This window comes from Pseudarthrobacter defluvii (assembly GCF_030323865.1).
GTDB lineage: Bacteria > Actinomycetota > Actinomycetes > Actinomycetales > Micrococcaceae > Arthrobacter > Arthrobacter sedimenti.
The window spans coordinates 988,991-1,011,568 of the sequence record NZ_CP066362.1 but is presented as its reverse complement, the minus strand read 5'-3'; the positions used below and the strand labels follow the sequence as shown (position 1 = coordinate 1,011,568).

At 67.6% G+C, this 22,578-nt stretch carries 21 protein-coding genes; 8 read left to right on the top strand and 13 right to left on the bottom strand.

Annotated elements, in window-relative coordinates; translation table 11 throughout:
• Nucleotides 1–36 precede the first annotated feature (36 nt).
• Both JCQ34_RS04755 and JCQ34_RS04750 read right to left on the bottom strand, forming a co-directional pair.
• Nucleotides 37–1,071, bottom strand: a complete 1,035-nt coding sequence (locus tag JCQ34_RS04755) for a TerC family protein (protein ID WP_286402417.1) — start codon at nt 1,069–1,071, stop codon at nt 37–39.
• A gap of 219 nt (nt 1,072–1,290) precedes the next feature.
• The gene (locus tag JCQ34_RS04750; protein ID WP_286402414.1) at nt 1,291–2,160 is read right to left on the bottom strand and encodes a DUF1295 domain-containing protein; all 870 of its coding nucleotides are present in this window, start codon (nt 2,158–2,160) and stop codon (nt 1,291–1,293) included.
• A gap of 137 nt (nt 2,161–2,297) precedes the next feature.
• Here JCQ34_RS04750 and JCQ34_RS04745 point away from each other — a divergent pair, with 137 nt between their 5' ends.
• The 3 genes from JCQ34_RS04745 to JCQ34_RS04735 are packed head-to-tail and all read left to right on the top strand — an operon-like array spanning nt 2,298 to nt 5,049.
• Nucleotides 2,298–2,756 (top strand): MarR family winged helix-turn-helix transcriptional regulator, encoded by a 459-nt coding sequence (locus JCQ34_RS04745; protein ID WP_286402412.1) that lies wholly within the window; start codon nt 2,298–2,300, stop codon nt 2,754–2,756.
• Nucleotides 2,753–4,621 (top strand): AMP-dependent synthetase/ligase, encoded by a 1,869-nt coding sequence (locus tag JCQ34_RS04740; RefSeq protein WP_286402411.1) that lies wholly within the window; start codon nt 2,753–2,755, stop codon nt 4,619–4,621. Before JCQ34_RS04745 ends, JCQ34_RS04740 begins: the two co-directional genes overlap by 4 nt.
• A complete protein-coding gene (locus JCQ34_RS04735; protein ID WP_286402409.1) occupies nt 4,618–5,049 on the top strand; it encodes a DUF2177 family protein in 432 nt (143 codons plus the stop codon). Before JCQ34_RS04740 ends, JCQ34_RS04735 begins: the two co-directional genes overlap by 4 nt.
• Nucleotides 5,050–5,167: 118 nt before the next feature.
• Here JCQ34_RS04735 and JCQ34_RS04730 read toward each other — a convergent pair whose 3' ends face one another.
• The 3 genes from JCQ34_RS04730 to JCQ34_RS04720 all read right to left on the bottom strand — a co-directional run bounded on the left by JCQ34_RS04730 (nt 5,168) and on the right by JCQ34_RS04720 (nt 7,681).
• Nucleotides 5,168–5,311, bottom strand: a complete 144-nt coding sequence (locus tag JCQ34_RS04730) for an MFS transporter small subunit (protein WP_200830612.1) — start codon at nt 5,309–5,311, stop codon at nt 5,168–5,170.
• Nucleotide 5,312: 1 nt separating this feature from the next.
• On the bottom strand, nt 5,313–6,698 hold the full coding sequence (locus JCQ34_RS04725; RefSeq protein ID WP_286402404.1) for an OFA family MFS transporter: 1,386 nt from the start codon (nt 6,696–6,698) through the stop codon (nt 5,313–5,315).
• Between the two features lie 173 nt (nt 6,699–6,871).
• Nucleotides 6,872–7,681: a slipin family protein gene (locus JCQ34_RS04720; RefSeq protein ID WP_286402403.1), complete on the bottom strand. Its 810-nt coding sequence runs from the start codon at nt 7,679–7,681 to the stop codon at nt 6,872–6,874.
• A gap of 161 nt (nt 7,682–7,842) precedes the next feature.
• Between JCQ34_RS04720 and JCQ34_RS04715 the strand changes: the two genes are divergently transcribed.
• Nucleotides 7,843–9,519, top strand: coding sequence for an FAD-binding dehydrogenase (locus tag JCQ34_RS04715; RefSeq protein WP_286402400.1), 1,677 nt, complete (start codon nt 7,843–7,845; stop codon nt 9,517–9,519).
• Nucleotides 9,520–9,642: 123 nt separating this feature from the next.
• Here JCQ34_RS04715 and JCQ34_RS04710 read toward each other — a convergent pair whose 3' ends face one another.
• Nucleotides 9,643–10,143 carry a GNAT family N-acetyltransferase gene (locus JCQ34_RS04710; protein WP_286402397.1) on the bottom strand — a complete coding sequence of 167 codons (501 nt, stop codon included), beginning with the start codon at nt 10,141–10,143 and terminating at the stop codon, nt 9,643–9,645.
• A gap of 61 nt (nt 10,144–10,204) precedes the next feature.
• Between JCQ34_RS04710 and JCQ34_RS04705 the strand changes: the two genes are divergently transcribed.
• Nucleotides 10,205–11,095: a potassium channel family protein gene (locus JCQ34_RS04705; protein WP_286402396.1), complete on the top strand. Its 891-nt coding sequence runs from the start codon at nt 10,205–10,207 to the stop codon at nt 11,093–11,095.
• A 49-nt stretch (nt 11,096–11,144) separates the two neighbouring features.
• On the top strand, nt 11,145–11,660 hold the full coding sequence (locus JCQ34_RS04700; RefSeq protein WP_286402395.1) for a DinB family protein: 516 nt from the start codon (nt 11,145–11,147) through the stop codon (nt 11,658–11,660).
• A 1-nt stretch (nt 11,661) separates the two neighbouring features.
• Here JCQ34_RS04700 and JCQ34_RS04695 read toward each other — a convergent pair whose 3' ends face one another.
• Complete coding sequence (locus tag JCQ34_RS04695) at nt 11,662–12,570, bottom strand: CPBP family intramembrane glutamic endopeptidase (RefSeq protein ID WP_286402392.1); 909 nt, start codon at nt 12,568–12,570, stop codon at nt 11,662–11,664.
• 25 nt (nt 12,571–12,595) lie between these two features.
• Nucleotides 12,596–13,645 (bottom strand): helix-turn-helix transcriptional regulator, encoded by a 1,050-nt coding sequence (locus tag JCQ34_RS04690; RefSeq protein WP_286402390.1) that lies wholly within the window; start codon nt 13,643–13,645, stop codon nt 12,596–12,598.
• A gap of 164 nt (nt 13,646–13,809) precedes the next feature.
• Between JCQ34_RS04690 and JCQ34_RS04685 the strand changes: the two genes are divergently transcribed.
• Nucleotides 13,810–14,244, top strand: coding sequence for a nuclear transport factor 2 family protein (locus tag JCQ34_RS04685; RefSeq protein ID WP_286402388.1), 435 nt, complete (start codon nt 13,810–13,812; stop codon nt 14,242–14,244).
• A 12-nt stretch (nt 14,245–14,256) separates the two neighbouring features.
• On the opposite strand, the gene ppsA is transcribed toward JCQ34_RS04685, so the two are convergent.
• The 5 genes from ppsA to JCQ34_RS04660 form a co-directional block, all read right to left on the bottom strand.
• Nucleotides 14,257–16,668 (bottom strand): phosphoenolpyruvate synthase, encoded by a 2,412-nt coding sequence (gene ppsA, locus JCQ34_RS04680; protein WP_286402384.1) that lies wholly within the window; start codon nt 16,666–16,668, stop codon nt 14,257–14,259.
• A 146-nt stretch (nt 16,669–16,814) separates the two neighbouring features.
• On the bottom strand, nt 16,815–17,648 hold the full coding sequence (locus tag JCQ34_RS04675) for a pyruvate, water dikinase regulatory protein (protein WP_286402382.1): 834 nt from the start codon (nt 17,646–17,648) through the stop codon (nt 16,815–16,817).
• A gap of 9 nt (nt 17,649–17,657) precedes the next feature.
• Nucleotides 17,658–18,287 (bottom strand): LutC/YkgG family protein, encoded by a 630-nt coding sequence (locus JCQ34_RS04670; RefSeq protein WP_286402380.1) that lies wholly within the window; start codon nt 18,285–18,287, stop codon nt 17,658–17,660.
• A complete protein-coding gene (locus tag JCQ34_RS04665; protein WP_286402378.1) occupies nt 18,284–19,810 on the bottom strand; it encodes a LutB/LldF family L-lactate oxidation iron-sulfur protein in 1,527 nt (508 codons plus the stop codon). Before JCQ34_RS04665 ends, JCQ34_RS04670 begins: the two co-directional genes overlap by 4 nt.
• Nucleotides 19,807–20,610, bottom strand: coding sequence for a (Fe-S)-binding protein (locus JCQ34_RS04660; RefSeq protein ID WP_286402377.1), 804 nt, complete (start codon nt 20,608–20,610; stop codon nt 19,807–19,809). Before JCQ34_RS04660 ends, JCQ34_RS04665 begins: the two co-directional genes overlap by 4 nt.
• 193 nt (nt 20,611–20,803) lie before the next feature.
• Here JCQ34_RS04660 and JCQ34_RS04655 point away from each other — a divergent pair, with 193 nt between their 5' ends.
• Nucleotides 20,804–22,549, top strand: coding sequence for an L-lactate permease (locus JCQ34_RS04655; RefSeq protein WP_286402374.1), 1,746 nt, complete (start codon nt 20,804–20,806; stop codon nt 22,547–22,549).
• Nucleotides 22,550–22,578: the final 29 nt, after the last annotated feature.

Below are 22,578 nucleotides of genomic sequence, written 5' to 3'. Positions count from 1 at the left end.
CCGCCGTCGTCCGTGCTGCCGGAGAGGCTTGACCGGCTAACGCGGCGTGCCCGCCGTGGAGTCCGTGTCCTCCTGTGTCACCTCACCGTGCGCGGCCCCGCCGCCGCCGAGGCCGCCCCGTGTTTTGGCCAGGCTGGCCACCGTGGCAACCAGGATGGTGGCGAAGATGAAGAGCAGCGAGAGCCAGATGGGGATCTCCGGCACCCAGAGGAGCGGCTGGCCGCCGTTGATGAAGGGCAGCTCGTTGACGTGCAGGGCGTGGAAGAGCAGCTTCACGCCGATGAACGCGAGGATCACGGCCAGTCCCTGGGCCAGGTAGACCAGCCGTTCCAGCAGTCCGCCGATGAGGAAGAACAGCTGCCGCAGACCCATCAGGGCGAAGGCGTTGGCGGTGAAGACGATGTATGCCTCGCTGGTGAGGCCGTAGATCGCGGGGATCGAGTCGACGGCGAAGACCAGGTCCACGAAGCCGATGGCGATGATGGTGAGCAGCATGGGCGTCACGTAGCGCTTGCCGTCCAGGTTCACGGTGAGCCGGTCCCGGTGGTACTCCGGGGTGACCGGCAGGACGCGCCGGACCAGTTTCATGAACTTGCCGTCGGCCGGGTTGGCGTCGTGGCCGCCGAACGCCTGCTTGTATGCGAGGAAGAGCAGCAGGGCGCCGAAGATGTAGAACACCCAGGAAAAGTTCTCGATCAGCGTGGCACCGATGGCGATGAACCCGCCGCGCAGGATGAGGGCGATGATGATGCCCACCATCAGCACCTTCTGCTGGTACTTCTTGGGCACGGCGAACCCTGTCATCACGATGAGGAAGACGAACAGGTTGTCCACCGAGAGTGCCTTCTCGGTGAGGTAGCCGGCGAAGTACTCGCCACCGAACGTCCAGCCCGAGACCGTGCCGATCCCGACGCCGAACACCAGCGCGAGCCCGATGTAGAACGCCGACCAGCGGGCGGACTCACCGATGGACGGTTCGTGGGGTTTGCGGACGTGGGCGAAGAACTCGTAAACGAAGAACAGGATTGTCACGGCAATGGTGATGATCCAGATGAGCGGTGTGACCTGCATGCGGGTACTCCAAAGGGGTTGGCGCTGACATGTACGCCAAGGTCTCCTCCGCCCGGTGGAACCGGAGCCGCTGGCCCGGGATGCTTCGCTGCATCCGTATTGACGGGCCATGCACAGACGGGAGTACTCCCCTTGATGGGTTAAATCGTACCTGAACAACGGGCGACGGCGGCACCCGGTTCCGGAGGCCGCCGTCGTCAATCCCTGCCTGGGGAGGCCCTACTTCAGTTTCGGCACCAGCACGGGCGTGTTCTTCTTGTACTCCTCGTAGTCGGCCTGGCCGCCCCACTTCCTGTCCGCTTTCTTCTCCAGCGGCGGCACGCCGCTGCCCTTGATCAGCAACAGGGCCACGAACACCGGGGAGATCAGCGCCGCCCACTGCCAGCCCTGCAGGACGGGAAGGGCGATGATGGCCACGCCCGCCCACAGGGTGATCTCGCCGAAGTAGTTGGGGTGGCGGGACTTGGACCACAGGCCGGCGCTGATGAAGCGGCCCTTGTTGGCGGGATCGTCCTTGAAGCGGGTCTTCTGCAGGTCCGCCACGGTTTCGATGGTGATGCCGACAGCCCACACCAGGAGGCCCACCCAGAAGAACCCGTCCAGGCCCACCTTTTTGTCCGACGTGATGGCCACCCACGCGAGTGCCGCGGTCAGCACCACCCACAGGCCCTGGATGGTCCAAGTGTTCAGGAAGCGGAAGAAGTCCGGCTTGAGCTCATCGAACCGGTCGTCCTTGCCGTGCTTGCGGATCCGCAGGAACAGGAAGCTGCCCAGCCGCGCGGCCCACAGCACCACCATGGCCGCCAGCAGCATTCCGCGCGCGTCCACCCCCGGGGACGCCAGCACCAGGAACACCGTGATGGAGATATAGGTGAGGGCACCGGTGAGGTCGTAGAACTTTTCCGTCTGGGCCTTGAAGGACGGGATGAACACCAGCCACTGGATCACGAACGCGATGGCAACTCCCAGCGCGAAGACGGGCCACCCGCCGATCCTGGAGCCGCCCTGGCTTCCTGCGAGGGCGATGAGCACCGCCACCACCACGGCGATAACGGTACTGATGAGGGCCTTGCGGCTCTTGTCGTTCACGGACAGGTTCCTTTCCCCTGGCCGGCCGCGCGCTGCTGCACGGCCGGTCCCCGAATAGTCCTGCTAGTCTTTCTTGTATTCAAATGGATTTGATGACTAGAGGACAATAACTACTATAAGCCTGCCGAGGAGGAACCATGACGACGCCGTACCATCCCGCCGCGTTCGCGCTGCAGGCTTTGTTCGACCTCGCCAACGAAACCGAGCGGGAAGTGGCCCGCTGCCTGCAGCTGAACCTCACCGACTACCGCGCTCTCTCCGCGCTGGCCCAGTCCGGGCCGGTCACCGTGGGCACGCTTGCCGAAAAACTGGGCGCCACCGCTGCCACCACCACCGCCATCGTGGGCCGGCTGGAAGCGCGCGGCTACGCCGAACGGCTCCGGTCGGAGGAGGACCGGCGGCACGTGCACGTCAGCGCCACCCCCGCCGCCACCAAGGACATCATGGGCCTGATGCGCCCCCTAATGGACGCCACCAACCAGCACATCGAAGCCCTCCCCCGCGCCCGGCAGGACGCCGTCGAAGACTTCCTCAACGTTGCGCTGAACCTCATGCAGGACCACCTGCACTCCCTTTCCGAGAAGGACACCCCTTGAGAGAGTTCACCTCCCCGCCGCTGGCCGACCTTTCCGGACACCGGAACGCCACGGACTTGCTGATGCAGCGCTTCCGCACCTCCCCGGACCACATCGCCTTCGAAGTCCGGGCCGAGGGCGCGTCCGTCACCGACCCCTGGCGGCAGGTGACCACGGGGCAGTTCGTGGACGAGGTCCGGGCCCTGGCCAAGGGCCTGATCGCCGCCGGCCTGGAGCCCGGCGACCCGGTGGCCATCATGTCCCCCACCCGGTACGAATGGGCGGTGGCGGACATGGCAGCCTGGTTCGCCGCCGCCGTCGTGGTTCCCATCTACGAAACCTCCGCCCAGCCGCAGGTGACCGCCGTCCTGGAAGATGCCGCCGTCCGGCTGGCCATCGCCGGCACCGCCGCGCATGCCTCCCTGCTGGAACAGGGATTCGCCGGTGCGGGCATGGCGCACCTGGGCGTCTGGACCATGGATCCCCGACCGGGCGCCGACCTGGCAGCCCTGGTCCAGCGCGGCGCGGACGTGCCGGACGGCGACGTGGAGGAACGCCGCCTGCTGCACGACCTCGATTCGGTGGCCACCATCGTCTACACCTCCGGCACCACTGCGGCCCCAAAGGGTGCCCTGATCACGCACCGCAACTTCGTGGGCCAGATCCTCAACGTGGGCGCCGCCTACACCAGCGTGGTCCGCGAGGGCGGCAACACCATCATCTTCCTGCCCATGGCGCACGTCCTGGCCCGCGGCCTGCAGCTGATCTGCCTGGCCAACGGCATGCGCATCGCCCACCTGTCCGACCCCCGTGACGTGGTCCCCGCCCTCGGCGCACTTCGACCCACATTCCTGGTGGTGGTGCCCCGCGTCCTGCAGAAGATCCAGGCCTCCGCTGCCGCCGCGGCCGCCCGGAAGAACCTCGGGCGGGTGTGGGCGTTGGCGCAGCGCACGGCCGTGGAGTGGGGCAGGTTCGCGGAAGCGCACGACGCCGACGCCTCCCTGCGTCCCCCACTTGGGTTGCGTGCGCGGCGGGCCCTGTTCGACCGGCTTTTCTACGCCCGCCTCCGCGCGCTGGTGGGTGGCCGGCTGGACTGCCTGCTCTCAGGCGCCGGGGCGTTGGACGCCGAACTCTCCCTGTTCTTCCGCGGCCTGGGCCTGCCGGTCATCGAAGGCTACGGACTCACCGAAACCACCGCCCCGCTCACCGGCAACCTGCCCGGCGCCATCCGCTCCGGGTCGGTCGGTGTACCGATGCCCGGCACCACCGTGCGGATCTCGGAGCAGGGCGAGGTGCTGGCCCGCGGGGTGGGCGTCTTCGCCGGCTACCGCCGTGCATCCGACAATGCCAATGCTTTCGTGGACGGGTTCTTCCGCACCGGCGACCTGGGGTCGCTGGACCCGGACGGCCAGCTCACGCTCAAGGGCCGGATCAAGGACGTGATCGTCACCGCCGGCGGCAAGACCGTGGCCCCCGCCATCTGGGAAGGCCTGGTGGAGGGCGATTCGCTGGTGGCACACGCCGTCATGGTGGGCGAGGGCAAGCCCTACCTGGGCGGGCTGGTGCTGCTGGACCTCGAGTCCGTGGCAGCCTGGGCCCAGCGCGAAGGCATCGCCGACCTCGCCGGGCTGCGGATCCCCGAGGACGGCAGTGCGGTCCAGGTTGAGGATGAGCGGCTGCTGGGGATGGTGGGCAAAGTGGTCACTGCCGCGAACGCCCGGCTGGCCCGGTCGGAACAGGTGCGCAAATTCGTGCTGCTGCTGGCCGACCTCAGCGAGTCCCACGGCATGGTCACCCCCACCATGAAGCTCAAACGAGCCGTCTTCACCGATCGCGCCCGCCACTTCGTGGAAAACCTCTACACCGACGCAAGGAGCAGAGCATGAGCCCCCGCACCAGGAACTGGCTGACCGCCTACTTTGTCACGGCCCTGATCTTCGCCGTGCTGGACGTCGCGTGGATCCTGCTGGTGGCCAACCCGCTGTACCAGAGCCAGATCGGCGGGCTGCTGGCGCCCAAGGCCAACCTGCTGGGCGCTGTGCTGTTCTACGCCATCTTCGTGGCCGGGATGGTGCACTACGGCGTCCGGCCCAACGCTGCGGATGTCTCGCTGCGGCAGCGGGTCACGGGTGCCGCGTTGTTCGGGTTCTTCACCTACGCCACCTGGGCGCTGACCGGGTTCGCCGTGCTGAAGGACTTCACCGCGCTGGTGGCCGTGACGGACATCCTCTGGGGCGCGGCGGCCTGCAGCCTGGTCACGTGGGTGACCGCAACGGTCCTGCGCCGGCGGACTACGAAACCTGCGGCTGCCTGATGGGGCCATACGCACAAACTGGCCCAGTTTTCAGGGCCGAACCGCGGTAACTCAACGGTCCCGCGGACGTTGTCCCTGAAAACTGGGCCAGTGTGATGTGCCAGGCAAGCTTGGCGGGCTATCCGAACAGCGCAGCCACCTGCGTCAGCGTCTGGAAAACGCCGTAGGCCAGCGGGATCCCCACCAGGACCCAGCCCAGGACCAGCCTGCCGGTGGACCGCTTGACGGGTTGGGCGTCGGGGGTGTGTGCAGTGCTGCTCATGTCAGGCCTCCAGGGATGATGTGTGCCGCTCGGGGCGGGATTCGTGGAATCGTGCGTCGACGGGTTTGACCAGCAGGTTGGCGATGAAGCCGATGACCAGCAGCGCCACCATGGTCAGCAGCGCCGGCTGGTAGGACGCGGCGTTCAGCTGGCCCGGCTTGCCCTGCGCGTCCAGGATCGAGTTGACAATCAGCGGCCCGGCAACGCCGGCGGCGGACCATGCGGTGAGCAGCCGGCCGTGGATGGCGCCCACCTGGAAGGTGCCGAAGAGGTCCCGCAGGTAGGCCGGGGCGGTAGCGAAGCCGCCGCCATAGAAGGAAATAATGACGAACGCCAGTGCCACGTACAGGATGGTGGTGGTGGAGCCGGCCAGCGCCAGGATGATGTACAGCACCGCACCGACGCCCAGGTACATCATGTAGATCCGCTTGCGGCCGGTGACGTCGGACGTGGCGGACCAGGCGAAGCGGCCGGTCATGTTGCCGATGGACAGCAGGCCCACGAAGCCTGCCGCCACGGCGGCGGTGACCAGGGACTTGCCGTCGGACTGGCGGAAGAAGTCCTGGATCATGGGCGCTGCCTGCTCCAGGATGCCGATGCCGGCGGTGACGTTGCAGAACAGCGCCACCCATACCAGCCAGAACTGCGGGGTCTTGATGGCGTTCTTGGCGGATACGTTCTCGGTGGTTACCAGTTTTGCCGCCTTGACCTTGGCGGGGTCGAACCCGGCGGGCCGCCATCCCTCCGCGGGCACCCGGATGGTGAACGCGCCGAAGAGCATGTACACGAGGTAGACGGCGGCGAGGGTCAGGAAGAGCTTGCCTACGGCATCGCCGCTGGCCACCCAGCCCTGCGCGCCGGAGTTGGGATCGTACGCCTTGAGCAGGGCCTGGGATACCGGGCTGGCGATCAGCGCGCCGCCGCCGAAGCCCATGATCGCCATGCCGGTGGCCAGGCCGGGACGGTCCGGGAACCATTTGATCAGCGTGGACACCGGCGAGATGTAGCCGATGCCCAGGCCGATGCCGCCCACCACGCCGTAGCCCAGGTACACCAGCCAGAGCTGGCGGGTGAAGATGCCCAGCGAGCCGATCAGGAAGCCGCCTACCCAGAACATCGCGGAGGTGAACATGGCCATGCGCGGCCCATTCCGGTCCACCCAGGTACCCATGACAGCGGCGGAGAGCCCCAGCATCACGATGGCGATCGAGAAGATCACGCCGACCTCGGTCAGGCTGGCACCGAAGTGCTTGACCAGCGCGGTCTTGTACACGCTGGTGGCGTACGCCTGCCCGATGCACAGGTGGACGGCGAGCGCGGCGGGCGGCACCAGCCAGCGGTTGAAGCCCGGCGGGGCGATGGAGTGGTCACGGTCCAGGAAGCCCATGGTTTGATTCCCTTTGCTTGTGGAAGACGTCAATGTCTGATCGGGCCAGAGGCCAAAGGCCTTGGTTTAGCCCGGCCCGTTGCCTTCGGCAATCATGATGCAAATCATCAGCAAACGTACTGTTGGCGCGCCGAACGGCGGGTTTTTTGTGCCGAGCGGCATGACGGCGGTGGTCAGGCCGCCTTGATGGGTGACGTGCTGCCTGCGGATGCCGCCTGGCCTTCCCGGGCCAGGAAGGCGGACAGTTCGCTAATGGTGCTCATCAGCGGGGCAGGGAAGACCACCGTGGTGTTCTTATCCACGCCGATCTCCACCAGGGACTGCAGGTTGCGGAGCTGCAGTGCCAGCGGGTGGGCCATCATGGTGTCGGAGGCGTCGCCGAGGGCGGCTGCGGCGATGGCTTCACCTTCGGCGGCGATGATCTTAGCCCTCTTCTCGCGTTCCGCCTCCGCCTGCTTGGCCATGGCGCGCTTCATGCTCTCGGGCAGCTGGATGTCCTTCAGCTCCACCAGCGTGACTTCGACGCCCCACTCGACCGTGAGCACATCCAGGATTTGGCGGATATCAGCGTTGATACGCGCGGTCTCCGACAAGGTCTGGTCCAGGGTGTGCTGGCCTACAACTTTCCGCAGCGTGGTCTGGGCGATCTGGTCGATGGCCGCGGCCACGTTCTCGATGGCGACGACCGACTTCACGGCGTCCACCACGCGGTAGTACGCCACGGCTGAGACGTCCACGCTGACGTTGTCCTGGGTGATGATGCCCTGGGACTGGATGGGCATGGTGACGATCCGCAGGCTGACCAGCTGCAGCCGGTCGATCACCGGGATGATCAGCTGCAGGCCGGGCTCCCTCACACCGACCACCCTGCCAAGCCGGAAGAGCACGCCCTTCTCGAACTGGCGCACAATCCGGACAGCCATCCGCGCGACGATGAGCAGCAGGATGACCACGACGATGACAACCAATGTGGTGGGGTCCATCAGGATCCCCTCCTGAATTGCTGGCGGGACCTGCCGGAACCGGGCCGGCGCCGTGACAGATGTCCCGGCTCCATTCTCCCACCAACCTTGAAAGAGAGAGCTTCAAACCTGCTGTAGGTTGATGCTGGACTCTCACTTACCAACAACGGGGCAGGGATCGCATGGACGCGGACGTCATCATCATCGGCGGCGGGCTGGCCGGGCTGGTGGCCTGCAACGAGCTGGTCCGGGCGGGCAAGCGTGTGGCCATCGTGGAGCAGGAGAATGAGGCCAACCTGGGCGGACAGGCGTTCTGGTCCCTGGGCGGGCTCTTCCTGGTGGACACGCCCATGCAGCGCCGCCTGGGCGTGAAGGATTCCTTCGAACTGGCATGGCAGGACTGGCAGGGATCGGCGCAGTGGGACCGGCTGTCCGGCCACCTTCCCGAGGATGAGTGGGCGCGGCAGTGGGGCCGCGCGTACGTGGAGTTCGCCGCCGGCGAGAAGCGCAAGTGGCTGCACCAGCAGGGCATCCGGTTCACGCCGCTGGTGGGCTGGGCCGAGCGCGGTGACGGCAGGGCCGGCGGCCAAGGCAACTCGGTCCCCCGCTTCCACGTCCCGTGGGGCACCGGTACCGGCGTGTCCGGGCCGTTCGCGGACAAGGCCCGGGAGGCGGCTTCCGCAGGCAGCGTCCGGTTTTTCTTCCGGCACCGGGTGGACGGTTTAACGTACGACGGCGGCACGGTCACCGGGGTGCGGGGCTCGGTACTGGCACCTGACGCGTCCCCGCGCGGGGTGTCATCGACCCGGAAGGTAGTTGGCGACTTCGACCTGCGGGCGCAGGCGGTGGTGGTCGCATCGGGCGGGATCGGCGGCAACCACGACCAGGTGCGCCGGTGGTGGCCCACACGGCTGGGCACGCCGCCAAAGAAAATGGTCACCGGGGTGCCGCAGCACGTGGACGGCCGGATGCTGGACATCGCAGAGCAGTCCGGCGTCCGGCTGGTGAACCGCGACCGCATGTGGCACTACACGGAGGGCATTCAGAACTGGAACCCCGTCTGGCCAAACCACGCCATCCGCATCCTGCCCGGCCCTTCCTCCCTGTGGTTCGATGCGCTGGGCCGGCGGCTCCCCTCCCCCGGCCTGCCCGGCTACGACACCCTGGGCACCCTGAACCTCCTGCGGACCACCCCGGACATCCAGCAATACGACCATTCCTGGTTCATCCTCAACCAACGCATCATCGAAAAGGAGTTCGCCCTCTCCGGTTCCGAGCAGAACCCGGACATCACCAACCGCGACCTCAAGCTGCTGCTCCGGACCCGGCTGGGTGCCGGCGCCGGTGCTCCCATCGAGTCGTTCAAGGAGCACGGCGCGGACTTCGTGGTGGCGGACACCCTGGCAGACCTGGTCCGCGGGATGAACGGGCTGACCGAGCAACCGCTGCTGGACTACGCACAGGTGCTGCGGCAGATCGAGGAGCGCGACGCCGAGGTCCGGAACCCCTACTCCAAGGACGCCCAGGTGGCGGGCATCCGCAACAGCCGCCGCTTCCTGGGCGACCGGCTCTTCCGGACGGTGAAACCGCACCGGATCCTGGACCCGAAGGCCGGGCCGCTGATCGCGGTGCGGCTGCATGTGGTCACGCGGAAAACCCTCGGCGGGATCCAGACCAACCTGTCAGGCCAGGCACTGGGACACGACGCCGCCCTCATCCCGGGCCTCTATGCCGCCGGCGAGGCGGCCGGGTTCGGCGGCGGGGGCGCCCACGGCTACAACGCCCTCGAAGGTACCTTCCTGGGCGGCTGCATCTTTACCGGCCTCACGGTGGGCCGCAGCCTCGCCGCCGCGCTCTGACCCCGGCCCGGCCGGCCTGCCTGGCACCCAGGCCGAACGTCCTCACTTCCCGCGGGCTCAACCGCACCTGTGGCACTGACGGGGCGTCCCGCCGTCGTACGCTGCTCCTGACGCGGCCAGCCGCTAGGGCTGCGCCCGCCGCACCAGCCGGAACTCGGGCAGCGCCTCCCATTCCGGCGGCAGGGTATTGCGCTTGCCGTCCGGCCGGAAGCCCAGCTTCCGGTAAAAGGCCAAGGCCCGGGGATTGTTCTCCAGCACCCACAGGTAGGCCGGGCCGGATCCGACAGCAGCGCTCACCAAGGCTGCGACCAGCCCCGTCCCGTAGGTGCGCCGGAGTGTGTAAATGGCGTAGAGCTCCAGCGCCTCGGGGGCATCGTCCTCCCGGCCGGGGCCGGCATCCGCGTAGCCCACCAGCTGGTTGTCGGCGTCGAAGGCGAGGATCCGCGGCTCATCCCTGGCCAGGAATTCACGCCGCCGCGCCACCCGTTCCGGGATGGTGGCCCTGCGCCGCTCAAAGAAGTCGGCCGAGAGCAGGTGCGGGTAGCATTCCTCGTGCGCCAGCGTCTGCATGAGCACCACCGCCTCGGCATCCTCCGGCGTGGCCTGGCGAAGTCGAAAGTCCATGGCGCCAGCCTAGCCAGCGCACCGGCGTCCGGCGTGCCATCCCCCGCACTTAAGATGAGGCATGGACATCGAAGGCGTGCTTTTCACAGCGGTGGGCGCAGCGCTGATCCTGCTGATGATCGCCGACGTCTTCCTGACGCTGCTGTACCCGCATGGCTCGGGTCCGGTGGGCCGGACCATTATGCGGGTGTTCTGGCGGGTCTCAAGGAAAGTCCGGGGCGGGGCCTCCTCCGTGGCCGCGCCGCTGGCCATGGCTGCCGTCATCGCGGCGTGGGCTGCCCTGGCCGCGGTGGGCTGGGCGCTGCTGTACCTTCCGCACCTGCCGGGCGGCTTCTCCTACTCAGCCGACATTCCCCGGCAGGCCGACTTTGCCGAGGCGCTCTACATTTCGCTGGTGGCCCTTTCCACCGCGGGGTTCGGCGAAATCGTGGCCATCCACCCGGTCCTTCGGCTGGTGATGGCCTTCCAGGCCGTTGCGGGTTTTGGCCTGCTGACCGCCACGGTTTCCTGGATCCTGCAGACCTACCCCGCGCTGAGCCGGCGCCGGGCGCTTGCCCACCAGCTGAACCTGTTCCGGGAAGCGGCTGGACCCTCCGGCATCGCCTCCCTTGAACCCCGCCATGCAGCGGGGCTGCTGGAATCGATGGCGGAGAACGTGGCCTCCGTGAGCATCGATCTCCGGTCCTTCAACGAGACTTATTACTTTCACGAGGTGGAGCAGCGGGGTTCGCTTCCGGCAACCCTTGCCTACGCCTATGGGCTCGCCTCCGAGGCCCAGGGCAGCGACAACCCGGAACTCCGGTTTGCCGGCAGGATGCTCTACGCCGCGCTGGATGACCTGGCCGAGGTGCTGCGCGGGAAGTTCGGCCACGTGGGAGACACCTCCTCGGATGTCTTCGACCACTACGAGCTCCATCACCGGCACCGGCAGCCGACGAAGCGGCGACCGTGAGGTGCCGTTCTTCGGACCCAAGCCCCGGCCCGCTTGCTAGGGTCTGCGTATGGCATCCCACTTCCACTCCATGGACGACGTCATCAATGAGCCCGAGCGCATCCAGTTCGAGTTCTTCCTCGACGAGCACCGGGCCGCGCTCAACCAATGCCTGGACGGCCTGACCGAGGAGCAGGCCCGGCGCCGGCTGGTTCCCTCCCGGACCACCCTGCTGGGACTGGTGAAGCACGCCACCTTCGTGGAGAAGGTCTGGTTCGATGAGGCGTTCACCGGCCGCCCGCGCAGCGAGATCGGCATCCCGGCCACGCCGGACGAGTCGTTCATCCTGGCCGACGGCGACACCATCGACTCCATCCGTGCCGCGCATCGGGAAGCCTGCGCCGCCTCCCGGGCCGCGGCCGCTCCACAAAGCCTGGACGGTGTGGTGACCGGCAACCGGCGCGGGCCCGTCCCGCTCCGCTGGGTCTACCTGCACATGCTGCGCGAACTGGCCCAGCACTGCGGCCACGCGGACATCCTCCGCGAGCAGATCCTTGCAGAGGACAACGTCCGCAGGACCCCGTAGCCTACCTCCGCCTCCGCCGGGGCTTGTGCAGTGACCGGACGTGAATGGGCAGGAACCGCCGCGGACCCGCCATCTCGCCCCGGCTCGTCAGTGCCACGGCGGCAACCAGTAGCCACATCGATGCCGCCTGCCCCCAAGGGTAGACCTGCTGGGGGATTCCAGGTGTCAGCGGGTTGAGGATGAACTGGAAGGCCGTCAGGCTGGCGTGCATCAGCGCCGCCACCAGGATGCTCCCCGTATGGTCGTAGACCCAGACCATGAGCACCCGGTAGGCAGTCAATTGCCCGAAGAGGACCGCGGCAAACCACAGCGGCATGAAGACGGCCAGCGGCACTCCGCCATTGGTCCCGCCCCCACCCCAGTAGTTCACGAAGAAGTGCCAGGCGCCCCACGCCGCCCCCACCAGGACCCCCGTCCAGAGAATGCTGTAGTGCTGCCTGGCCCTGGGGATGGCGAACCCCGTCCAGCCGATCTCTTCGAGGAGCCCGGCCACCAGTCCCAGCACAACCGCCAAGACGAGGATCCCGGTCCTGTCCGGTTCCGTGGCGATCCGCGGCGCGTAATTCGGGGAGGAGATCCACAGCACCAGCACGGGCACCGCCAACGCCGCGGGCGCGACCAGCAGGGCGACGAGGTACCAGTGCGCCTCCACCCGCCAGGTGAGCAACCGCGCCCGGAGGTCACGGTACCCGGCCCTCCCCGACACGACACCGGTCAGGACCAGGCTGGCCACTGCGGGCCCCAGCAGCATGGCCGGAACCGTGGCGGGGATGGTGCGCTGGAACTGTTCCGGTGTAGGCGACAGTCCTCCAGTGACCGCCCACACGGCCGCTACGATGGCGCCCCAGGACAGGAAAAAGGCAAGGCCGAAGTACCACGGCAGCTGGTGCCTGCGTATCGAAGCCGCCACGGCATGCATGGAGTCCCTCCGCCTTTCAGGCCACGAGCCGGGCCACCAACTCCCCGCGGCTGCCCACGCCCACCTTCTCAAAGACCGACTTCAGGTGGTCGTGGACCGTGTGCGGGGAAATGAACAGGTGCCGGGCGATCTCCGCGGTCGGGTTTCCGGACAGTACCTCCAGGCAAACGTCCCGCTCGCGGGCGGTCACGCCGTACGCCATCAGCAGCAGGCCGGCGAGCTCGTGGGTGGTGGCGGGCTCCACCGTGACCACCATCTGTTCCGGATCATCGCCGGTAATCAGCCGGCTGGCCTGCAGCATCACCCAGTTGTTCCCGGCGTCGCGCATCCTGGCGCGCGCCGTGCCGGACGCTGCGGCATGCGCCTGCGCCACCACCGCATAGAGCGTCTGGCTGAAGCGGCCGGGTGCGGCATCCTCCACCGCGGCAAGCCAGGAGGCGGCGGCGGGCGTGGCCGCGCGCAGGTCGCCGTGCAGCCCTGCCAGGACAATGACGGGCCCGACGGCGGCTGGTCCCGTTGGGTGCGCCACGCGGACAACAGCCCGGGTCGCGGCAGCCAGGGTGGCGGTTACTGCACTGAGGAACTCCACCTCCCGGTCCGTGAAGTCGCGGCCGCCTTCCCGGAAGATGCTGCCCACTCCCCAGCACGCCTCGTCCACCCGGAAGGCGGCACGCAGCTCGTGCTCCAGTCCCAGGGGCCTAAGGAGGTCATTGATGCGGACGCTGCGGACCACGTCCCGGTGCGGCACGTCCGAGATTCTGGCGACCGGACGCGGGCGCCGCAGGAGCTCGACGAAGGTGCTGGGCTCCTGGCCCGTGTATTCGGACTGGGCAAAGCGGAGGAAGTACTCCTCGAACTGGCGTTCGCCCACCGGCCACGGCTGCCAGTTGGTAATGGTGGTCATCGCCATCGAGTCGGGGTCGACGCCGGCCCAGCACCCCTGCTCGAACGGCACCTCCCGCTGCACGACGGCGAGCGCCGCGGTGTAGAGGTCTGCCAGGTCCATCCCGCCTGCAGCCATGGCGGCGATCTCCCGCCGGGCACGCTCCGCGCGCTCCTCCCACATACCTCCAGTATCCGCGCGGCGGGCGGTGCTGCAATCCCCAATTTGGAGGGTTTTCCCAAGCACCCCGAAACCCCCGGAAAGGGGATCGCGGCGGCTCGTGCCGCCGTCGTACTTTTCCTCCAAGGATGCCGTACAAGCGGCACCCCCTATGAATGGAGGCTGCAATGGGACAGGCACGCGACGTCATGGACCGGCTGATGGCGGCCATGGACGCAAAGGACAGGGAGACACTGGCGGCCTGCTTCGCCGTCGACGCCGTTCTCCGGACTCCCGGCCAAGGCGACATCCGCGGCCGGGACACGATCGCGGACTACTTCTTCCACTTCTGGGAAGCCATGCCGGACGTCAGGTACGAACGGACAGCCACGCATGAGGCCGGGGACGTGGCCGTGGTGGAGGGCTTTGTGTTGGGCACGAACACCGGGCAGCTGGGCCTCCCCAACGGCGGGACCCTGCCGCCAACCGGACGGCAGGTCAGGGTGCGGAGCTGCGATGTGGCCGCGGTGGAAGCAGGCGTGATCATCTCGCATCACGCCTACTTCGACCAGATGGAACTCCTGGGCCAGCTGGGGCTGCTGCCCGAGCCGGCCCAGGGGTAACCGGGCTACCTGCTATGCGCCGGCAGCAGCGGCAACACGCGGAGTCTCCTCCGACGCGCCGGCGAGCCGGATCCAGGTGTCCACCACGGTGTCCGGGTTGAGCGAGACGGAGTTGACGCCTTCCTGGACCAGCCATTCGGCGAAGTCGGGGTGGTCGCTGGGGCCCTGGCCGCAGATGCCGACATACTTTTCGCGGGCCCGGCACGCCTTGATGGCCATGCTGAGCAGCTTCTTCACGGCCGCATCCCGCTCGTCGAAGCTGTTGGCCACGATCGCCGAGTCGCGGTCCAGGCCCAGGGTCAGCTGCGTCATGTCGTTGGAGCCGATGGAGAAGCCGTCGAAGTGCTCCAGGAACTCGTCGGCGAGCAGCGCGTTGGACGGCAGCTCGCACATCATGATCACTTCCAGGCCGTTCTCGCCGCGGCGCAGGCCGTTCTCGGCGAGCAGTTCGATGACGCCCTGCGCCTCGTCCAGGGTCCGCACGAAGGGGATCATCAGCTTGACGTTGGTCAGGCCCATCTCGTTGCGGACAAAGGACAGGGCCTCGCACTCAAGGTCGAAGCAGTCGCGGAAGGACGGCTCCAGGTAGCGGGAGGCGCCGCGGAAGCCGATCATCGGGTTCTCTTCGTGCGGCTCATAGGCCGGGCCGCCGATGAGGTTGGCGTACTCGTTGGACTTGAAGTCGGACATGCGCACGATCACCGGCTCCGGCGCGAACGCCGCGGCGATGGTGGCCACACCCTCGGCCAGCCGCTTGATGTAGTACTCGCGCGGGCTGGCGTAGGCGCTGATCCGCTCACGGATCTCGGCGGCCACGTCCTCCGGCTGGCTGTCCAGGTTCAGCAGTGCCTTGGGGTGGATACCGATCTGCCGGTTGATGATGAACTCCAGCCGGGCCAGGCCCACGCCGTGGTTGGGCAGCTGGGCGAAGGTGAACGCCTGCTCCGGGGTGCCTACGTTCATCATCACCTTCACCGGCGCCTCGGGCAGGTTGGTGATCCCGGTTTCCTCCACGCTGAAGTCCAGCAGGCCCTGGTAGATGGCGCCGGTCTCACCGTCGGCGCAGGACACGGTGACTTCCTGGCCGTCGGACAGGGCGTCGGTGGCGTTCCCGGTTCCGACGACGGCGGGGATCCCCAGTTCGCGGGCGATGATGGCAGCGTGGCAGGTGCGTCCGCCGCGGTTGGTGACGATGGCGGAGGCGCGCTTCATGATCGGTTCCCAGTCGGGGTCGGTCATGTCCGCCACCAGCACGTCGCCGGTCTGGAACGAGGCCATCTGGTCGATGGAGGTGAGGATCCGGACCTTGCCGGCGCCGATCCGCTGGCCGATGGCACGCCCCTCCACCAGCACGGACCCGCTTTCGTTCAGGCGGAACCGGCTCATGCTGCCGGGAGCGCGGCGGGACTGCACGGTCTCCGGACGGGCCTGCAGGATGTACAGGCCGCCGTCGGTCCCGTCCTTGCCCCACTCAATGTCCATGGGACGGCCGTAATGCTTCTCAATGGCGACGGCGTGCCGCGCAAGCTGCTCCACGTCGTCGTCCGTCAGGCTGAAGCGCTTGCGCTGGGACTCTTCCACGGGCACGAAGTCGATAGTGCGGCCGATCTCGCTGCTGTTGGTGTACGTCATCTGCAGGGCCTTCTCGCCCAGCCCGCGTTTGAGGATCGCCGGGCGGCCTGCCTCCAGGGCGGGCTTGTAGACGTAAAACTCGTCCGGGTTCACGGCGCCCTGCACCACTGCCTCGCCCAGCCCGTAGGAGGAGGTGACGAAGACGGCGTCCTTGAAGCCGGACTCGGTGTCCATGGTGAACATGACGCCGGAAGCGCCGACGTCGGAACGCACCATGCGTTGGATGCCCGCCGAGAGTGCCACTTCGGCGTGTTCAAACTTGTGGTGCACGCGGTAGGCGATGGCGCGGTCGTTGTAGAGCGAGGCGAAGACGTCCTTGATGGCCTGCAGGATGTTCCCGATGCCGCGCACGTTCAGGAAGGTTTCCTGCTGCCCGGCGAAGGAGGCATCGGGAAGATCCTCTGCAGTGGCGCTGGAGCGGACGGCCCAGGACAGGTCCTCGGAGCCGGCATGCTTGTCCACCAGCTGCTGGTAGGCCTCGCGGACCTGGGCCTCGAAGTCCGGCAGGAAGGGCGTCTCGCGAACAAGGGTCCGGATCTCCTGGCCGGCTGCGGCCAGGGCGGTCACGTCATCGGTGTCCAGCCCCACCAGGCGGTCGGCGATCTTCTGGTCCAGCCCGGAATCGGACAGGAACCGGCGGTAGGCGTCGGCCGTGGTGGCGAAGCCGTCCGGGACCTGGACGCCGGCGGACGTCAGGTTCTGGACCATCTCGCCCAGGGAGGCGTTCTTGCCGCCCACCTTGTCCAGGTCCTTGAGTCCGAGTTCAGAGAACCACAGAACGTCTGTCGTCATGTTTACTGCTCCTTTGCAGAGGGTGGGGTAGGCATGGCCGGCCGCTCACGGTAGTGCCGGCCGGAAGGAAAACCCTGCTAACAGTTTCAGGTCTGCAGCGGACTTTCCACATCATGTGGGCTACGCCACGTTTGTGAAATTGGGGGCTAATGCTTCAGGTTCATCCGCTGCAGGATGGTGGCCGCCATCTCCTCCACGGAGACGGTGGCCGAGTTCAAATACGGGATCCGGTGCGAGACGTACAGCTGCTCGGCGCTGCGCAGCTCAAACCCGCACTGCCGCAGGGACGCATACGGCGAGCTGGGGCGCCGTTCGGTGCGGATCTGGCTCAGGCGCAGCGGGTTGGAGGACAGGCCGAAACACTTCGACACGAAAGGCCGCAGCGGCTTGGGCAGCCCGTCCCGCTGGAAGTCCTCATCCACCAGCGGGAAGTTCGCGGCGAAGATCCCGTGCTGCAGGGCCAGGTACATGGTGGTGGGCGTCTTGCCGCACCGGGACGGGGCCACCAGGATCACCTGGGCCTTTTCCAGCGCACGCAGGCTCTGGCCGTCGTCGTGCTCCATGGCGTACTCCACTGCCGCCATCCGGGACTGGTAGCGCGCGGCGTTCCCCAGCCCGTGCGCCCTGCCCGGTTCACCGCTGGCAGGGGTGCCCAGCGCCTGCTCCAGCACACCCACGTGGGTGCCGATCAGGTCCACCATGGCGCCCTTGCAGCCGGCCAGGATCTGCCGGATTTCGCTGCTCACGGCGGTGGAAAAGACCAGCGGCTGCGGCCCGGTGGCGGCCAGGTTGTCGATGGTCCGCACCACGGACCGGGCCTGCTCCTCGGTGGTGATGAAGGGAATGGTGACGCGGTCGAAGTTGTCCACCGGGAACTGGGTCAGCAGCGTATTGCCCAGCGTTTCCGCGGTGATACCGGTACTGTCCGACAGGAAGTAGACAGGCCGCAGGGCAGCAGTGGTCAGAGCATCATTGGTCATGGCAGAACTTTAGCGGGCAATGATGACGTCCAGCCTGCGCGGGCCGTGGACCCCCTCCACGCGTTCCAGCTCGATGTCGCTGGTGGCACTCGGCCCGCTGATCATGGTGATGGGCCGGGTCCCGTCGATCCGGCGCAGCGCCTCGGGCAGGATGCCGGCGATGTCCGCGGCTTTCACCACGCAGATGTGGTGGTCCGGGACCAGGCTGATGGCCCGCCGGCCCTGGTTGGCGCTGCCGTCCAGGATGATGGTTCCCGTCTCGGCCACGGCCACGGCACTGCCGGTCACCACGGCGTCGGTCCCGTCCAGGTCTGTGACGCTGAGGGGCTCCCCCGCTGAATCCACGCGGCGCCGGGACCGGGCGTCGTCCATCCCTTCCAGCCAGCCGCCGTCGAGCCCTTCGGGGACCACGTAGCTGCGCGCCCCCTCAAGGAGCGACGCGATCGTGGCAGGCACCTCGGCCTCGGCTACCACGGCCACCTGCGCCTTGTAGTCCACCAGCCGGTCCACCAGGAGTTCGATCAGCTCTTCTGTTTCCATTCCGGACTCGGACCGGTACTCCCTGGGGATCTGCGGCGCCTCGGGGCTGTCCTGCAGTGCTGTGCGGATCCGGGCAAGAATGTCTTCGCGTGCGGTCATTGCTGAATTTCCTTATCGTCTCGGGACGGCGCTGCTTGAGACGGCGCGGCGGACTTGTGCTCCTTGGCCCACCAGTCCCGGAAGGACTGGGCCGGGGGCGCCGGGATGTCGCGGCTCTGGGTCCAGCCGCCGGCGATGCCGGGCAGCTTCTTGATCTTCTTGTCCCGTCCGGCGGCGAGGCGGCCCAGCGGCAGTCCCTTCTCCACCAGGCCGAGGTGCTTGCCGGAGGACAGCGCCCAGGACGCCGCCTTCATGCCCACGTCCATCTGGCTGGGGACCTTCCTGGCCCCGCGCTTGCTGTCCACGTCCACGCTGCGCAGGTGCACCAGGATGTCCGGGATATTGATTTTCACCGGGCAGGCGTCGTAGCAGGCCCCGCACAGGGAGGAGGCGTAGGGCAGGGAGTTGTTTTCCTCCGCCTCGATGCCGGTCAGCAACGGGGAAAGGATGGCGCCGATGGGACCGGGGTAGGTGGAGCCGTAGGCGTGCCCGCCGGTCCGCTCGTACACCGGGCAGACGTTCATGCAGGCGCTGCAGCGGATGCAGTGCAGCGCGGAGCGGCCCATTTCATCGGCGAGCGCGGCGCTGCGGCCGTTGTCCAGGAGCACCAGGTGCACGTTCTGCGGCCCGTCACCCTCCATGACGCCGGTCCACAGCGAGGTGTACGGGTTCATCCGCTCCCCCGTGGAGGAGCGCGGGAGCAGCTGCATGAACACTTCCAGGTCCTGCCAGGTGGGCAGCAGCTTCTCGATGCCCATCACCGTGATCAGGGTTTCCGGCAGGGTGAGGCACATGCGGCCGTTGCCCTCGGATTCGACGACGGCCAGCGTGCCCGAGTCTGCAATGGCGAAGTTGGCCCCGGACACGGCAACCTTGGCGGTGAGGAACTTGCGGCGCAGGTGCTCGCGGGCGGCCATGGCCAGGACAGGCGGATCGTTGGTGAGTGCCTGGTCCGCGCCGGGCATTTCGCGGAGGAAGATGTCCCGGATTTCGGTGCGGTTCTTGTGGATGGCCGGAACCAGGATGTGGCTGGGCTTGTCGCGGTCCAGCTGGACGATGAGCTCGGCGAGGTCGGTTTCGAAGGCCTCGATGCCCTGCTCCTCGAGGTACTCGTTGAGCCCGATCTCCTGCGTGGCCATGGACTTGACCTTGACCACCTCGGTTTCGCCGGTCTCCCGGACCAGTCCGGCCACGATTTCGTTGGCTTCCCTGGCGTCGCGGGCCCAGTGGATCACGCCGCCGCGCGCGGTGAAGTTCTTCTCGAACTCCTCCAGCAGCTCGGGCAGCCTGGCCATCACCGACTCCTTGATGGCGGACCCGGCATCGCGCAGCTGCTCCCAGTCGGGCAGTTCGGAGACCACGGCCTGCCGCTTGTCGCGAATGGTGTGCGTGGCGTGGCCCAGGTTGGCCCGCAGCTGGGCGTTGCCCAGTTCGCGGTGGGCCGCCTTGGGGAAGGATTCGCCCGCGAACAGGTTGCCGGAGCCGAAGGCCGGAAGTGCCGGCATTCCCAAGAAGGTGGTCATCGGAGGGCCTTTCCGGTAGAGACGCGGACTTCGCCGGTGACGGACGCCGGTTCTTCCATGGTGCTGGCGAGGATTTCCGCCAGGTGGAGGGTGGTGGTGGAGCTGCCTTGCCGGGACAGGCCGCCGCCGATGTGCATCAGGCAGGAGGCGTCCCCGCCGGTGCAGAGTTCGGCGCCGGTGGCCTCGACATTGGCCGCCTTGTCCTGGAGCATGGCCGAGGAAACATCGGCGTTCTTCATGGAGAACGTGCCGCCGAAGCCGCAGCACTGGTCCGCCTCGGGCAGGTCTGCGAGGTCAATCCCCTGCACGGTCCGCAGCAGGCGGGACTGCCTGTCCCCGAGCCGCAGCAGGCGCATGCCGTGGCAGCTGGGGTGGTAGGTGACCCGGTGCGGGAAGTAGGAGCCCAGCTGGGCGCCGGCATCGGTAACGCCCAGCACGTCCACCAGCAGTTCGGACAGTTCGTAGGTTTTGGCTCCGACGGCGGTGGCGCGGGCTTCGAGCGCGGTGTCGCCGCAGGAGCGGGCCACCATGGGGTGCTGGTGCTTGACCGAGGCAACGCAGGAACCGGACGGGGCGACGGCGACGTCGTAGTCCGCGGTGTCGAAGGCAGCCACGTGGTTGGCCACCACGGGGACGGCTTCCTTGAGGTAGCCGCTGTTGACGTGCATCTGGCCGCAGCAGGCCTGGCCCCCGGGGAACACCACCTCGTGTCCCAGGCGCTCCAAAATCCTGACGGTGGCCTTCGCCGTGGCCGGGTACATCGCGTCCACGATGCAGGTGGCGAACAAGGCAATTCTCATGGCGGCCTTCCGGGAATAGGGGAATTGGTTTCTATGGTCTGACCACAGTAGACCACGTGACGCCAGCCACTTACAACCCTGGCCTGGATGGTGAAGCGGCTCACAGGCCGGAGGAATTGTGGGCTACACTTCCGTGGTCGGACCATTGTGGTCTGACCAAACACACCCAACACCCTCAACGTGGAGGAACTCTGTGGACCACTTCACCCCCAGCACTGACCCGGTGCTGAACAGCGTCGCCTGGTCGGCCATCGTCGCCCTGCTGCCGCTGCTGACCTTCTTTCTCCTGCTCGCCGTCGCCAAGACCAAAGCCCACGTGGCCGGCGGGTTTGCCCTGCTGGTGGCCCTGGTGGTGGGCATCCTGGCGTTCAAGATGCCCGCCGGCCTGGCGCTCCTGTCCGCAACCCAGGGCGGCGTGTTCGGAGCCTTCCCCGTACTGTGGATCGTGGTCATGGCCGTCTGGCTGTACCAGGTGACGGTGCTCAGCGGCCGCTTTGAAGACCTCCGCCGGGTCTTCGACGTCATCGGCGGCGGCGACGTCCGCCTGCAGGGTGTCCTGATCGCCTTCTGCTTCGGCGGCCTGCTCGAAGCCCTTGCCGGGTTCGGCGCGCCGGTGGCCATCACCGCCACCATGCTGTTGGCCCTCGGCCTTCCCCCGCTGCGGGCCGCCGCCGCCGTGCTGGTGGCCAACACCGCTCCCGTCGCCTTCGGCGCCATGGCCATCCCGATCACCACCGCCGCCGGGCTCACCGGCCTGCACGCGACGGACATCGGCGCCATGGTGGGCCGCCAGGCACCGCTGCTGGCAACCTTCGTCCCGCTGATCCTGCTCTTCATCCTGGACGGACGCAAAGGCCTGAAGGACTGCTGGCCTGCCGCATTGGTGGTTGGATTCTCCTTCGCCGCAGCGCAATTCCTCTGCTCCAACTTCTTCTCGTACGAACTCACGGACATCATGGCCTCACTGGTGGGCCTGGGCGCTGCTGTCGTGTTCTTCCGGATGTGGAAGCCCCGGGGCACCGCAGCAGCACGCGACCGGCTGGGCGTGGCCGCGGAGGCCGTTGCCGACGCCGGAACGCCGGGCAACCACGGTGCGCGGAGCGCCGCTTCTGGCAGCGTGGCCACCGTGGAGGCTGCCGACGGCGAACGCCTCACCCCCGCGCGCACCTGGCTCGCCCTGTTCCCCTACTTCCTGGTCATCCTGGTGTTCGGCATCGCCAAACTCTGGAAAATCGGCGTCGACCTCCCCGCAGCCCTCGCCGCCACGGACGTCAAGGTCCCCTGGCCGATCCTCCACGACGCGCTGGTGGGCGCCGACGGCAAACCGCTGTCCTCCACGGTCTACGTCTTCCAGTGGCTGTCCAGCCCCGGCACCCTCCTGCTGATCACGGGCTTGATTGTCGCTGTCGTCTACGCCCGCTTCGATGACCACGGACGCTTCCCCATGACGGTGGGCAACGCCGTGGCCGAAATCGGGCGGACCATCTTCAAGATGCGCTGGGCCGGCCTGACCATCATCACGGTGCTTGCCCTTGCCTACGTCATGAACAACTCCGGCCAGACGGTCTCGATCGGCGTGTGGCTGGCCGGCACGGGAAGCTTCTTCGCGTTCCTCTCCCCCGTGCTCGGCTGGCTGGGCACGGCCGTTACCGGTTCCGACACCTCCGCCAACGCGCTGTTTGCCAAGCTGCAGCAGACCGCCGGCGTGAATGCAGGCATCGACCCGAACCTGCTCGTGGCCGGCAACACCGCTGGCGGGGTGGTGGGCAAACTCATCAGCCCGCAGAACCTCGCCATCGCCGCCACCGCCGTCAACCTCGACGGCCAGGAATCGGTCCTTCTGCGTAAGGTAGTCGGATGGAGCGTGGGGTTGCTCCTGGTGCTGTGCACCATCGTCTACCTGCAGTCCACCCCAGTCCTGGGCTGGATGCTCCCCTAGCCAGTAGCCGCGGTCCATTGCCCGCGCAA

Coding starts and splice junctions, on each gene's coding strand:
- ppsA (WP_286402384.1), bottom strand. CDS start 16,668: ATGACGACAGACGTTCTGTGGTTCTCTGAACTCGGACTCAAGGACCTG.
- JCQ34_RS04660 (WP_286402377.1), bottom strand. CDS start 20,610: ATGAGAATTGCCTTGTTCGCCACCTGCATCGTGGACGCGATGTACCCG.
- JCQ34_RS04725 (WP_286402404.1), bottom strand. CDS start 6,698: ATGGGCTTCCTGGACCGTGACCACTCCATCGCCCCGCCGGGCTTCAAC.
- JCQ34_RS04730 (WP_200830612.1), bottom strand. CDS start 5,311: ATGAGCAGCACTGCACACACCCCCGACGCCCAACCCGTCAAGCGGTCC.
- JCQ34_RS04670 (WP_286402380.1), bottom strand. CDS start 18,287: ATGACCGCACGCGAAGACATTCTTGCCCGGATCCGCACAGCACTGCAG.
- JCQ34_RS04700 (WP_286402395.1), top strand. CDS start 11,145: ATGGCATCCCACTTCCACTCCATGGACGACGTCATCAATGAGCCCGAG.
- JCQ34_RS04705 (WP_286402396.1), top strand. CDS start 10,205: ATGGACATCGAAGGCGTGCTTTTCACAGCGGTGGGCGCAGCGCTGATC.
- JCQ34_RS04755 (WP_286402417.1), bottom strand. CDS start 1,071: ATGCAGGTCACACCGCTCATCTGGATCATCACCATTGCCGTGACAATC.
- JCQ34_RS04685 (WP_286402388.1), top strand. CDS start 13,810: ATGGGACAGGCACGCGACGTCATGGACCGGCTGATGGCGGCCATGGAC.
- JCQ34_RS04690 (WP_286402390.1), bottom strand. CDS start 13,645: ATGTGGGAGGAGCGCGCGGAGCGTGCCCGGCGGGAGATCGCCGCCATG.
- JCQ34_RS04735 (WP_286402409.1), top strand. CDS start 4,618: ATGAGCCCCCGCACCAGGAACTGGCTGACCGCCTACTTTGTCACGGCC.
- JCQ34_RS04745 (WP_286402412.1), top strand. CDS start 2,298: ATGACGACGCCGTACCATCCCGCCGCGTTCGCGCTGCAGGCTTTGTTC.
- JCQ34_RS04710 (WP_286402397.1), bottom strand. CDS start 10,143: ATGGACTTTCGACTTCGCCAGGCCACGCCGGAGGATGCCGAGGCGGTG.
- JCQ34_RS04715 (WP_286402400.1), top strand. CDS start 7,843: ATGGACGCGGACGTCATCATCATCGGCGGCGGGCTGGCCGGGCTGGTG.
- JCQ34_RS04720 (WP_286402403.1), bottom strand. CDS start 7,681: ATGGACCCCACCACATTGGTTGTCATCGTCGTGGTCATCCTGCTGCTC.
- JCQ34_RS04665 (WP_286402378.1), bottom strand. CDS start 19,810: ATGACCACCTTCTTGGGAATGCCGGCACTTCCGGCCTTCGGCTCCGGC.
- JCQ34_RS04675 (WP_286402382.1), bottom strand. CDS start 17,648: ATGACCAATGATGCTCTGACCACTGCTGCCCTGCGGCCTGTCTACTTC.